Genomic DNA, 12,468 nt, shown 5'->3' with positions numbered 1-12,468 from the left:
TCACGGAGCGCGCCGTCTCAGTCGCGGGTGCCCCAGCGGGTGCCCATCCGGCTCGGCTGGCTGGCGTCGGGGCCCAGCGCCGGCCCGCTCGGCTTCGAGGGCGCGTAGGGCACCGGGGCCAGGGTCTCGGGGACCTCGGATTCCACCGCGACGCGGGGCTTGGCGAATTGGCCGGCGGTGCGGAAGCGCCAGAGATAGCCCGGCACCACCGCCTCCATGGTGGTGGGCTGGAGGCCGATGCCCTCCAGGGTGCGTCCCTCCGCCTTGGCCGCCTCCGAGACGACGTTGTCGGACTGGAGCAGGGTGACCTGATCGCGGGTGAGCTTGAGGGAATCCGGCAGGAGGCCGAGGGTGAGGGTGTCGACGATCTCGAGGGCGCGGGCCTGGAGGCGGGCGACGGGCAGGGGTAGATCGAGCACCTTGCGGCGGCGCATGATCACCGTGAGCATGTAGCGCACGATGGCCTCCAGGGTGGCGACTTCCGGGCCACCGAGCTCGTACACCCGTCCGGCCGGCACGCGGCCCTCCACCGCCCGGGTCACCGCCTCGGCGACGTCGCCGACATAGACCGGCTGGAATCGGCTCCGGGCACCGGCGAGCGGCAGCACCGGCAGGACCCGGGCCAGGGACGCGAAGCGGTTGAAGAAGCTGTCGCCCGGGCCGAACACCAGGGACGGGCGCAGGATCACGTGCTCGCCTCCGGCCTCCCCGATGCGGGCCTCGCCCAGCGCCTTGGTGCGGGCATAGGCCGACGGCGAGCCGGCATCGGCCCCGATGGCCGAGACGTGGACGAGGGGCGCCCCGACGGCGGCGGCCGCGCGGGCGATCTCGCCGGCGCCCTCGGCCTGGAGCTTGGCGAAGCTCTGGCGCCCGGTCTCCTGCAGGATGCCCACGAGGTTGACCACCACGTCCGCGCCGTGGACCGCCGCCGCGATGGATTCGGGGTAGCGCAGGTTCGCCTGCACGGCGACGATCTGGCCGACCTTGCCCAGCGGCTGGAGGAACAGGGCGAGGTCGGGCCGGCGCACGGCGACCCGGATGCGGTAGCCGCGCTTGGCCAGCGCCCGGACCACGTGGCGGCCGAGGAAGCCGGAGCCGCCGAACACCGTGACGAGCTGGGCGTCGGGGCGGGTGAGGGGAAGGGTCTCGAAGCCGGTCATCGCTCTCAAACGTCTCGAAAAGCGGCCCCGGTGCGCCTGGCCGTGCCCCCGATCGGGTCACGGGTCCGCGCCGGTCCTGGACGGGTGCCGGAACCGGCAGGCTTCACCCGGCAGGCTTCGACGGGGACTATCTAGAACAGTTCCGGGTCCTGGGGGAGCCGGATGCCGACGAAAACCGCCGGCCTGTCACCCGGGGGCGCTTCAGCGCAGGCGCGCGGGCGCCTCGGGCGGGGCGAGGGGGGTGCGCCGGCTCAGGCCCTTGTGGACGTGGACCATCAGGGCGATGCCGAACAGCGGCGTGAGCAGGTTGAGCACCGGCACCACCATCAGGCCGGCGAGCAACGCGCCGGCCGTGAGGGTGGTCGGCCCGTAATGGCGGCGCATGGCCCCGGCCTCGTCCATGGGCCGGAAGCGCCCGGCGGCGAGCTCGAAATACTCGCGCGAGAGCAGGTAGGCGTTGGCGCCGAAGAACGCCACGAGGTTCACGCCCGGCACGAAGAACAGGATCAGGGCGACGAGGTTCACCAGGAGGGCGAGGCCGGCGAAGCGCACGGCGTAGAGCATCGCCCGGCCGAGCGGCAGGGCGGTGCCCGGCGGATCGTGGGGAAAGTCCGTGCGCTCGACGATCTCGGCCGCGTCGTCGAGGAAGAAGCCCGCCACCAGGATCGAGATGGCCGGCATCACGTAGGCGAGCCCCACGAACAGGCCGGCCCCGGCGAAGAACACCGCCAGGGTGTCGAGGAACGGATAGTCCACCGAGAGGTGGTGCTGGGACAGGAACCAGTTGATCGCCCGGGTGAGCCCGGCCCAGACCACGATGAGCAGGCCGACGGTCAGCCCGAGGGACTTCCACAGGATCGCCCGCAGGGGCGGCGAGAAGACCTGCCGGAGGGCGGCGAAGGCGGCCTTGAACAGCATGACCGTGTCTCGAATCCCGTCTTCGTGTCGGCTCGTCCGGCGCGGGCGCCGTTCCCGCACGCACGTCCCGAAGGTTCTGCCGGCACGGTTCTGGCGGCGCGGGCGGGTGGATGCAAGGGTGCCGCCGCACACGGTCCGCGTCCGGCAGCCTTCGGCCGCCCGGCGCGTTCGTCCCCGGAGCCCAGCCGGAACCGACGCCATGCGTGCCTTCCTCGCCGTCCTGATCCTCGCGGCCACGATGTCCGCGAGCGCGCATGAGGCCGTGGGCACCCATGAGGCCGTGGGCACCCATGAGCGCCTGGGGGCAGGGGGGCCGGAGGGGTCAGGCACCTGGCGGGCCGCCGCGCCGGCCCCCGCCCCGCGCTCGGAGGTGGCCGTCGCCGCGCTGGCGGGCCTCGCCTACGTGATCGGCGACTACAACGGGGCCACCGGCCTCCTCGTCCACGATCCGGCCACCGGCGCATGGCGGACGGGGGCGGCGTTCCCGACGCCGATCCACCACGCCATGGCGGCGGGGTTCGGGGACCGGGTCTACGTCTTCGGCGGCTACGGCGCCGGCTGGCGGGCGAGCGACCGGGTCTGGGCCTACGATCCGAAGGCCGATGCCTGGAGCCCGCGCGCGCCGATGCCGAGCGCCCGGGCGGCAGGGGGCGCGGTGGCGATCGGCGACCGCATCCACGTGGTCGGCGGCAGCGTCTCGGGCGGCGGCAACGCGGCCGGCCATGCGGTCTACGACCCGGCGCGCGACCGGTGGACCGAGGCCGCCGCCCTGCCGACCCGGCGCGACCACCTCGCCGTCCAGGCCGTGGACGGCCGCCTCGTCGCCATCGGCGGGCGGATCGACGGCGACCCCGCCCGCAACCGCACCGTGACCGAGATCTACGACCCGGCCGCCGACGCCTGGCGCACGGGGGCGCCGATGCCGACGGCCCGGAGCGGGGCCGCGGCGGCGGTGCTCGGCGGACGGATCTTCGTCATGGGCGGCGAATCGGACGCCCGCACCTTCGGCGCCGTCGAGGCCTACGATCCGGCGCGGGATGCCTGGACCCGGCACGCCCCCCTGCCCACCCCGCGCCACGGCTTCGGCGCCATCGTGGCGAATGGGCGCATCCACACCCTGGTGGGCAGCCCGAAACCGGGGGGCGACCGCTCGAGCCTCGTCGAGGTCCTCGACCTCGGCGGCGGGGCGCGGCGCTGACGCTGCGCGTTGCCGCGCATCGCCGGCCTCTGATAGGCCGACAGCCGAGCGAGCCCCGGACCCGACCATGCGCAGACCCGAGCACGACAGCCTGCCGCCCAGCATCGCGCCGCGCCTCGCGCCCCTGCCGGCCGCCGCGGAGGTGATCGTCATCGGCGCAGGGGCGGCCGGGATCGCGGCGGCGCGGGCGCTGACGCAGGCCGGGGTCGCGGTGGCGGTGCTGGAAGCGCGCGGCCGGGTCGGCGGGCGGGTGGCGACGGCCGCCCTGCGCGGCCACGCCGTCGATCTCGGCGCCCACTGGCTCCATGCGGGCCCGATCAATCCCCTCGTGCGCCTCGGCGAGGCCCGCGGCGAGCCCCTGCGGATCGCCGCGCAGGCGAGCCATGTCCGGGTCGGACGCCGCGCCGGCAGTCCGTCCGAAGCGGCCGCCCTCGGGCGCGCCTTCGCGGCGGCCGATCGGGCCATGAGCGACGGTGCGGCGCGCGGCGGACCGGACCGCCCCGCCGCCGGCGCCCTGCCGCCGGGGCTCGGCCCCTGGGGCCGCCGGGTGGAACTGGTGCACGGCCTCGTCTCGGGCCGGCCCCTCGACGCGGTCTCGCTGCAGGACTTCCCCAGCATGGAGTACGGCGACAACCGCTTCATCGCCGGCGGCTACGGCGGCTACCTCGCCCGCCTCGCCCAGGGGTTGCCCATCGCCCTCGACAGCCCGGTGACGGGGATCGACTGGGCCGGGTCGGGGGTGCGCGTCGCCCTGGCGGATGGCGGCGTCCGCACGGCCCGCGCCGTGATCGTGACGATTCCCACCATGGTCCTGCGGGACGCGTCCCTGTTCACCCCGGCCCTGCCGCCGGCCGTGGCCGCGGCCATCGCGGGGTTCTCCGTCGGCATCTACGAGCACGCGGTGCTGCACTGGCCGTCCTGCCCGTTCCGGGGCGCCGACCGCCTCGCCAGCCTCGTCGGCGGGCCTTTTCCGGTTCCGGGGCTTCTCACCCGCATCGACGGCACGCCGTTCCACTACTTCGAGCTCGACGCGCCCATGGCGGCGTCCCTCGACGCGCGCCGCGCCGGCCCGGACGGGGTGCGGCGGTTGGTCCGGAGGGCGCTGGAACAGCATTTCGGCGCCCGCGCCCTGCACGACCTGTCGATCCCGGTGGTCAGCGAATGGCGCCACGACCCCTGGTCGCGCGGCTCCTGGGCGGTGGTGCCGCCGGGCCATGCCGGCGCCCGCCTGAGCCTGCACGCCCCCGTGGGCGAGCGGATCTGGTTCGCCGGCGAGGCCCTGTCGCGCCTGCAATGGGGGACCGCCGGGGGCGCCTACGCCGAGGGCCTGCGCGCGGGCGCGGAGGTCGCCGCGATGGTGCGCGGCGGGGCGGCGCCGGTTCGCGCCGCAGACATCGCGTGACTTGCTCCGCGTGACTCGCGGGCCGTGCCTTGCGCCCCGTCGCGGCTCGGACGGATTGGTCAGCTGCGTTCGGGCCGCGTCGGCGGCGGGTCGCCCGCCCCCTCGCGCAGGGCATCCTCCAGGCGGACCAGCGTCGTCGCCATCCGGTGCGGCAGGTCCGTGCCGTCGGCCAGGGGAAACGCGTCGGCCAGGGCACGGTCGACGCCCGTCCGGAACGGGCTCCGATGGCCCGGCCCGGAGCGGGGCGTCCAGATACGGGATGCGGACGCTGTCATCGTGCTCGGGCTCACTTGCAGGCTACAGGCCAGGCTATTTGCGCTTCAGGACGTCTCGCAGCGGAAACGAGGCCCGCACGACGCGGTCCTCGTCCGTAATCTCGAAGACCTGACCGTTCACTTCCTCGCCAGCCCGAAGCTTCGAGGAGAGAATGTCGCGCGCGGCCAGCAGGGCTTCGCGACAGGCAGCCTCGACATCGGGCAGGAGGCTTCCTTCCTCGTCTTCGATGAGACAGTCACCATCACGGATGTTGATGAAGAAGCGCGGCATGTCCGACCAACGCAGGAGATGCTGCGGTGTTGCCGTACGATAGCGTCCCGGCTTCGTTTAAGATCGATCGCAGGGTCTTCCAGTGCGGTGAGCCCGCCTCCTGTGCGCTGGAAAAGCCTATGCGGCGACGCGCGCGTCCGTGATTTCGTCGGAGAAGATCGCCTGGAAGCGGTGGGGCAGGGTTGCGATGAGGCCGTCGATCTCGGCGCTCGGGCGGCCCGGACTGAACAGGAAGCCCTGGATGTCGTCGCAGTGGCGCGCCCGCAGCATGGCCGCCTGCTCGACGGTCTCGACGCCCTCGGCCGTGACGGTGATGGACAGCTTGGCCGCGAGCGTCAGGATCGCCTCGATGATCGCCAGGCATTCGTGCCGGGTGCCCATCTCGTTGATGAACGAGCGGTCGATCTTGATCTTGTCGACGGGGAACCGGATCAGGTAGCTCAGGGACGAGTAGCCGGTGCCGAAATCGTCGAGCGCGATGCGCACGCCGAGCCCGCGCAGTTCCTTCAGGTTCGACACGGTGGTGCCGTTCATCTCGAAGAACACCGACTCGGTGATCTCGAGTTCGAGGCGGTCGGGCGCGAGGCCGCTGGCCTCCAGGGCCTGGAACACGTCGAGGACGAAATCGGCGTGCCGGAACTGCGTCGGCGAGATGTTGACGGCGATGCGGATCGGCTCGGGCCACCGCGCCGCCTCCCGGCAGGCCTCGTGCAGCACCCAATGCCCGATCACCGCGATGAGGCCCGAGGCCTCGGCGACGGGAATGAAGTCGGCCGGCGAGACCGGGCCGCCGGGATTGCGGGTCCAGCGCAGGAGGGCCTCGAAGCCGCGGACCTCCCCCCGGGCGAGGCCGACGAGGGGCTGGTAGTGCAGGCTCAGCTCACCCTGGGCGATGGCGCGCTTGAGGTCGACTTCGAGGTCCCGGCGCTTCAGCACCGACGCTTCGAGATCGGGGGTGAATTCCGACACCTCGCCTCGGCCGGCGGCCTTGGCCCGGTAGAGGGCGAGGTCCGCCCGGCCCAGCAGGGCCTCGGGCGTCGTGGCATCGTTCGGGGCCAGCGCGATCCCGATGCTCACCCCGATCTCCACCTGCACGCCGTCGATGAGGTAGGGGAGGCTCACCTGCCCGATCACCGTGCGGGCGAGGGCGAAGGCATCGTCCGCGTCGGCGCAGGGATGCAGGATGGCGAACTCGTCGCCCCCGAGGCGCGCGACGAGGTCGCCGGGCCGGGCGAGGGCGCTCAGCCGCGTGGCGACGCCGGTCAGCAGCGCATCGCCGAGGGCATGGCCGAAGGTGTCGTTGACGATCTTGAATCCGTCGAGGTCGAGATAGAGCAGGGCACAGGGCTGGCCCGTCCGCTCCGCGCGCTCGCATTCCATCGAGGCGAGATCCTGGAACAGGGCCCGGTTGGCGAGGCCCGTCAGGGAATCGTAGCTCGCCAGGTAGGCGATCCGGGCCTCGGACTGGCGCGCGACGGTGATGTCGACGCCGATCCCGCGAAAACCGAGAAAACCGCCCGACCGGTCGTAGAGCGGCTTGCCGCTCAGCCGCCACCATTGCGGCGTCCCGCCGAGGGTCACCTCGACGACGCGCTCGCGGAACGCCTGGCGCCCGGCCACGAGGGCGACGAGTTCCGCGGCGGCGGCGCCCGGGGCGGCCGTGGACATCTCCGCGTCGCGGAACAGCGTCTCGAACGGGGCGTCCCGGAGCCGCGTCGGGGATCTTCCCGAAATCTCGCCGAGGCGCTGCGAAACGTTCTGCAACCGGCCGTCGGGATCGGTTTCCCACAGCCACTCGCTGGCATTCTCGGTGAAATCGTTGAGGAGGAGGCCGATGGTCTCGTTCTGCTCGGCGACCCGGACGCGATCGACGATGCGCCCCATGGACACGTGCGCCATCCGTCTGGCGGTGAACAGGATGAAGCCGGCGTAGATCACGAACAGGACCGCGAGGACGCGGGCGACGTCGTCGCCGCGCGCCGCCAGCGCGAGGAATCCGCCGATGACCACGGGCACGGCGAACAGGGTCGCCACATGGCGGATCGGTCCGAGGGCATAGGCGGTCGCCATCAGCCCGGCGCACACGGCGACCACGTAGGTGCCGTGGTCGGGATCGGCCCGTACGAACAGGGCCATCGGCATCGTCGCCCAGGCGAGGCCGAGGCACAGGGCGAGGAGCCGGACGGTCGTCTGCCCCTTCTCGACGCGCGCTGCGGACGACGCTTCGCGGCGATAGAGGGAGGCGCCGGCGATGAAGGCGGCGGAGGGTAGGACGACGCCGGCGCACAGGGCGAGCAGGTAGGCGTCGGAGGCCTTGTTCCAGAACAGCAGCAGGACCGTGGCGACGACGACCACGTGCGTCAGGCCGATATGCACGCTGAGGTGAAGCGTTTCTTCGAGCTGCCCCGTCGCGGTCGCGATCCTGTACCGGGCGGACGCCGCGTCCCGTGCCGCAGGGGCGTCGAAGCCGGCGGCCTCGAAGGTCGCGTCCCGGCTCCGCGCCGAGACGCCGGTGGCGAGACCGGTGACGGCCGCCCGGAGGGTGGCCCCGCGGTGCGACAACGCGCGTGAGCCCGGAGTGGGACTTGAACTCGAAGTGCGACTTGAGCCCGAGATGGGACTTACGCCCGAAGTGGGACTTACGCCCGAAGTGGGACTTGAGCCCGAAGTGGGACTTGGCATTCGGAAGGTCCCGTTTCCGTTCAGCGTCCACCCTCCGCCGGAAAGGGACGGTGCACCCTGCGCGCGAGTCCTTTGAAGGATCGTTAAGCGCGCGCTTCGGTGAACGGAACGCCATCGGACGCGATCGCCGCACGAGCCCGAGCCCGGATGGATCGCGGCCGCCTGCCCCGCGGGTCGACCTCGCGGCGATCCACGGCGGGGCGGCGCTGGTACGAGTCGGTTCCGGGCGGGAACGCCGACGAAAAACGGCGCCTGACGACTAAAAATGTTCTTCTTGAAGAACACTTGCGCGGAGAACGAACTTGCTCCCGATGCCGGTGTGCGGAAAACGACCTTTTCCGTCTCCCCCGAAGCTTGACCCAAACATGGGAATTCCCATCTCCCGGAGCCTTGTCCCCGGGAAACGGTACGGGCAGGCCGGTTGACATCGTTCGTTATATAGAACGAAAACCTTGCCGTGGACCGGACGACCCGTGATCGGCTCCGGGATCCAGAACGGCCCGTTATCAAGAGGCGACAGATGTCGAGCGAGACCCACCAGACCCGAAGCCGCCGAAGCCTGGCTCTGTCCGCCTGCCTCGCCACCGCCCTGCTGCTGGCCGGGCCCGTCTTCCTGACGGGACCTGTCTCCCCGGCGGGACCCGCTCGCGCCGACAGCGAATTGCTCAACGTCTCCTACGACCCGACCCGCGAGCTCTACAAGGACATCAACGCCGCGTTCAGTGCCGACTGGAAGGCCAAGACCGGCGAGACCGTGACCGTGCGCGCCTCGCATGGCGGCTCCGGCTCCCAGGCCCGCACGGTGATCGACGGCATCCCGGCCGACGTGGTGACCCTCGGCATCCCCTCCGACATCGATGCCATTTCCCGGCTGTCGAAGAAGATTCCCGCCGACTGGCGCACGAAGCTGCCCAACGCCGGCCTGCCCTACACCTCGACGGTGGTGTTCCTCGTGCGCAAGGGCAATCCGAAGGGCGTCAAGGACTGGGGCGACCTCGTCAAGCCCGACGTCAAGGTCATCACCCCCAACCCGAAGACCTCGGCCGGCGGCCGCTGGAACTTCCTCGCTGCCTGGGGCTACGCCTACGAGAAGGACGGCAAGGACGTCGACAAGGCCAACGCCTTCGTGGGCGAGCTCTACAAGAACGTCCCCGTCCTCGACACGGGCGCCCGCGGCTCCACGGTGACCTTCGCCCAGCGCGGCCTCGGCGACGTGCTGCCGACCTGGGAGAACGAGGCCTACCTCGTGTTCGAGGAATTCGGCCGCGACAAGTTCGACGTGGTGGTGCCGCCGACCTCGATCTACGCCGAGCCGCCCGTCGCCCTCGTGGACGCCAACGTCGACAAGAAGGGAACCCGCAAGCAGGCGGAAGCTTACCTGCAGTTCCTCTACTCGGATGCCGCCCAGGCGATCTTCGCCAAGCACCATTACCGGCCCCTCAACCGCGCCGCCGCCAAGCCCGAGCATCTCGCAGAGCTGCCCGAGCTGAAGCTGTTCAAGATCGAGGATCTGCAGGGCAACTGGGACGATATCCAGAAGAAGAACTTCGACAACGGCGGCCTGTTCGACCAGCTGAGCAAGGCCGGGCGGTAACCGCTCCTTCTTCCCTGAACCGGCTTCGCCCAACGGGCCTGGCCTGAACAGGGGCCCCTCCTCCCCGCCCGCCGGGGAGGAGACCTCTCGAGACGCCCGGACGAGCCCATGGCCTCCCCACCCCTCCGCCCGCGACGGCGCTTCCGCCAACCGAGCGTCATTCCCGGCTTCGGCCTGACGCTGGGCTACACCCTCACCTGCCTCAGCCTCATCGTGCTGCTGCCGCTGGCCGCCCTGGTGGTGCGCGCCTCCGGGCTCGGGCTCTCGGGGATCTGGGAGGTCGCCACCGATCCGCGCGTGGCCTCGGCGCTCCGCGTCAGCTTCGGCATCTCGGCCCTGGCGGCGCTCACCGCCTCGCTCTTCGGCTTCCTCGTCGCCTGGGTGCTGACGCGCTACGACTTTCCCGGCCGCAGGCTCGTTGACGCGGTGGTGGACCTGCCCTTCGCCCTGCCCACCGCCGTCGCGGGCATCGCGCTGGCCTCCCTCTATGCGCCGAACGGCCTCGTCGGCGAGCAACTGGCGAAGCTCGGCATCCAGGCCGCCTACACCCCGGTGGGCATCTACATCGCCATGGTGTTCATCGGCCTGCCGTTCGCCGTGCGGACGGTGCAGCCCCTCATCGTCGAGATCGACAAGGAGATCGAGGAGGCCTCGGCCACCCTCGGGGCGGGCCGCTTCCACACCCTGACCCGGGTGGTGCTGCCGCCCCTGATCCCCGCGGTGCTCACGGGCTTCGCGCTCGCCTTCGCGCGGGGCGTCGGCGAGTACGGCTCGATCATCTTCATCGCCGGCAACCTGCCCTACGTCTCCGAGATCGCGCCGCTCCTCATCGTCATCAAGCTCTCGGAATTCGATTACGGCGGCGCCTGCGCCATCGCGACGATCATGCTCGGCATCTCGTTCGTGACCCTGCTCGCCATCAACCTCATCCAGGCCTGGAGCCGCAGGAGATTCGGCTATGTCTGAGATCGCAACCGACCTGCCGAGGCAGCAGCCGGCCAGCGTCATCACCGAGGGCGGCCTCGTGCGCGGCCTCCTCATCGCCGTGGCGATCGTCTTCCTCGCCCTGTTCCTGGTGCTGCCCCTGGCGACGGTGTTCGTCCAGGCCTTCGCAAAGGGCTGGGACGCCTATCTGGCCGCCTTCCACGAGGCCGACGCCCACGCGGCCATCCGCCTGACCCTGATCACGGCCGCCATCGCCGTGCCGTTCAACCTCGTCTTCGGCGTCGTGGCCTCGTGGGCCATCGCCAAGTTCGAGTTCCGGGGCAAGAACCTGCTCATCACCCTCATCGACCTGCCGTTCTCGGTCTCGCCGGTGGTCTCGGGGCTGATCTACGTCCTCGTCTTCGGCTCCCAGGGGCTGATCGGGCCGTGGCTGATCGAGCACGACATCCAGATCATCTTCGCGATCCCCGGCATCGTGCTGGCAACGATCTTCGTCACCTTCCCGTTCGTCGCCCGCCAGCTCATCCCGCTCATGCAGGAGCAGGGCACCGCCGAGGAGGAGGCCGCGTTGACCCTGGGCGCGTCCGGCTGGCACGCCTTCCGGACGGTGACGCTGCCCAACATCCGCTGGGGGCTCCTCTACAGCGTGCTCCTCTGCAACGCCCGCGCGATGGGTGAATTCGGCGCAGTCTCGGTGGTCTCGGGCCACATCCGGGGCCTCACCAACACGCTGCCGCTCCACGTGGAGATCCTCTACAATGAGTACAACTTCGTTGCCTCTTTCGCCGTCGCCTCCCTCCTTGCCGGTCTCGCTCTTGTCACCCTCGGCCTCAAATCCCTCCTCGAATGGCGCTACGCCGGCGACATCGCGGCGTCCGGCCGCCGGCACTGAACCGGTGAAGGGCTCCACCGCCATCCGGGTCGAGAACCTGTCGAAGACCTTCGACACGGCCGCGGTCCTGCACGACCTCTCCCTCGACGTGCGGGCGGGCGAATTGTTGGCGCTCCTCGGGCCCTCGGGCTCGGGCAAGACCACGCTGCTGCGCATCATCGCGGGCCTCGACTTCCCCGACCGCGGCCGCATCGTGTTCGGCGCCGAGGACGCGACGCGGCTCCCCGTGCAGCAGCGGGCCGTCGGCTTCGTGTTCCAGCACTACGCCCTGTTCAAGCACATGAGCGTCGCCGACAACATCGCCTACGGGCTGAATGCTCGGAAACGCGCCGACCGACCCAGCAAAGTCGAGATCAAGCGCCGCGTCGGCGATCTCCTCGATCTCATCAAGCTGTCGGGCTTCGCCGACCGCTATCCCTCCCAGCTCTCGGGCGGCCAGCGCCAGCGCATCGCGCTCGCCCGGGCGCTCGCCGTCGAGCCCCGGGTGCTGCTCCTTGACGAGCCGTTCGGCGCCCTCGACGCGCAAGTCCGAAAAGATCTGCGGCGCTGGCTGCGCGAGATCCACGACCGCACCGGGCAGACCACGATCTTCGTCACCCACGATCAGGACGAGGCCCTCGAACTCTCCGACCGGGTCGCTGTCCTATCGCGAGGGCGCCTGGAGCAGATCGGGACGCCCGACGAGGTGCAGGAGGCGCCGGTCTCGGCCACCGTCCTGAAGTTCCTCGGCGACACCATCGAGGTCGAGGCCATCGCCCAGGGCGGCCAGGTCCGGGTCGACGGCCGGCTCACCCCCGTGGCGGCGCCCCCCGGCCTCGTCGGCCCGGTCAAGCTCTACGCCCGTCCCTGGCAGCTCCAGTTCGCGGAAAGCCACGAGGCGCACCTGCACGGCACCGTGCGCTCGTCCTACCGCAGCCAGGGCCGCCAGCGCATCGAGGTCGACCGCCCCGAGGGCAAGACCGTGGTGGTGGAGGCCTCCGACACCGCCCGCCTGCCCGCCGGCCGGCCCGTCGGCCTGCGCATCCTCGCCGGGCACGTCTTCGCCGGCTGACCGGGGTTCCGGACACGACGGCGGCCCCCTCGGAAGGTCCGAGGGGGCCGCATGGCATCGCCGGGTCCGTCCGCGGGGAC

At 71.4% G+C, this 12,468-nt stretch carries 11 protein-coding genes; 6 read left to right on the top strand and 5 right to left on the bottom strand.

Features of this window, described 5'->3' with window-relative positions; translation table 11 throughout:
* Positions 1-17: 17 nt before the first annotated feature.
* A complete protein-coding gene (locus ASF27_RS13105; RefSeq protein ID WP_056360687.1) occupies positions 18-1,160 on the bottom strand; it encodes a complex I NDUFA9 subunit family protein in 1,143 nt (380 codons plus the stop codon).
* Positions 1,161-1,361: 201 nt separating this feature from the next.
* Positions 1,362-2,078 (bottom strand): sulfate transporter family protein, encoded by a 717-nt coding sequence (locus ASF27_RS13100; RefSeq protein ID WP_056172332.1) that lies wholly within the window; start codon positions 2,076-2,078, stop codon positions 1,362-1,364.
* A gap of 199 nt (positions 2,079-2,277) precedes the next feature.
* Between ASF27_RS13100 and ASF27_RS13095 the strand changes: the two genes are divergently transcribed.
* Positions 2,278-3,276, top strand: a complete 999-nt coding sequence (locus ASF27_RS13095) for a kelch repeat-containing protein (RefSeq protein ID WP_056360684.1) — start codon at positions 2,278-2,280, stop codon at positions 3,274-3,276.
* Positions 3,277-3,343: 67 nt separating this feature from the next.
* Positions 3,344-4,678 (top strand): NAD(P)/FAD-dependent oxidoreductase, encoded by a 1,335-nt coding sequence (locus tag ASF27_RS13090; RefSeq protein ID WP_056360681.1) that lies wholly within the window; start codon positions 3,344-3,346, stop codon positions 4,676-4,678.
* Positions 4,679-4,737: 59 nt separating this feature from the next.
* On the opposite strand, the gene ASF27_RS13085 is transcribed toward ASF27_RS13090, so the two are convergent.
* The 3 genes from ASF27_RS13085 to ASF27_RS13075 all read right to left on the bottom strand — a co-directional run bounded on the left by ASF27_RS13085 (position 4,738) and on the right by ASF27_RS13075 (position 7,786).
* On the bottom strand, positions 4,738-4,953 hold the full coding sequence (locus ASF27_RS13085) for a hypothetical protein (RefSeq protein ID WP_056360678.1): 216 nt from the start codon (positions 4,951-4,953) through the stop codon (positions 4,738-4,740).
* Positions 4,954-4,987: 34 nt separating this feature from the next.
* Positions 4,988-5,224, bottom strand: coding sequence for a hypothetical protein (locus tag ASF27_RS13080; RefSeq protein WP_056306361.1), 237 nt, complete (start codon positions 5,222-5,224; stop codon positions 4,988-4,990).
* A gap of 117 nt (positions 5,225-5,341) precedes the next feature.
* On the bottom strand, positions 5,342-7,786 hold the full coding sequence (locus ASF27_RS13075; RefSeq protein ID WP_056266628.1) for an EAL domain-containing protein: 2,445 nt from the start codon (positions 7,784-7,786) through the stop codon (positions 5,342-5,344).
* Between the two features lie 640 nt (positions 7,787-8,426).
* Here ASF27_RS13075 and ASF27_RS13070 point away from each other — a divergent pair.
* The 4 genes from ASF27_RS13070 to ASF27_RS13055 all read left to right on the top strand — a co-directional run bounded on the left by ASF27_RS13070 (position 8,427) and on the right by ASF27_RS13055 (position 12,388).
* Entirely contained in the window at positions 8,427-9,500 is a 1,074-nt protein-coding gene (locus ASF27_RS13070) for a sulfate ABC transporter substrate-binding protein (RefSeq protein ID WP_056172316.1), read from the top strand.
* A 108-nt stretch (positions 9,501-9,608) separates the two neighbouring features.
* The gene (cysT, locus tag ASF27_RS13065; RefSeq protein WP_056172313.1) at positions 9,609-10,466 is read left to right on the top strand and encodes a sulfate ABC transporter permease subunit CysT; all 858 of its coding nucleotides are present in this window, start codon (positions 9,609-9,611) and stop codon (positions 10,464-10,466) included.
* A complete protein-coding gene (gene cysW / locus ASF27_RS13060) occupies positions 10,459-11,337 on the top strand; it encodes a sulfate ABC transporter permease subunit CysW (RefSeq protein ID WP_056360675.1) in 879 nt (292 codons plus the stop codon). Before cysT ends, cysW begins: the two co-directional genes overlap by 8 nt.
* 4 nt (positions 11,338-11,341) lie before the next feature.
* Entirely contained in the window at positions 11,342-12,388 is a 1,047-nt protein-coding gene (locus ASF27_RS13055) for a sulfate/molybdate ABC transporter ATP-binding protein (protein ID WP_056172309.1), read from the top strand.
* Positions 12,389-12,468: the final 80 nt, after the last annotated feature.

It is taken from the genome of Methylobacterium sp. Leaf102 (genome assembly GCF_001422425.1).
Classification (GTDB): Bacteria; Pseudomonadota; Alphaproteobacteria; order Rhizobiales; family Beijerinckiaceae; genus Methylobacterium.
This window is presented reverse-complemented; position numbering and strand designations above follow the sequence as displayed.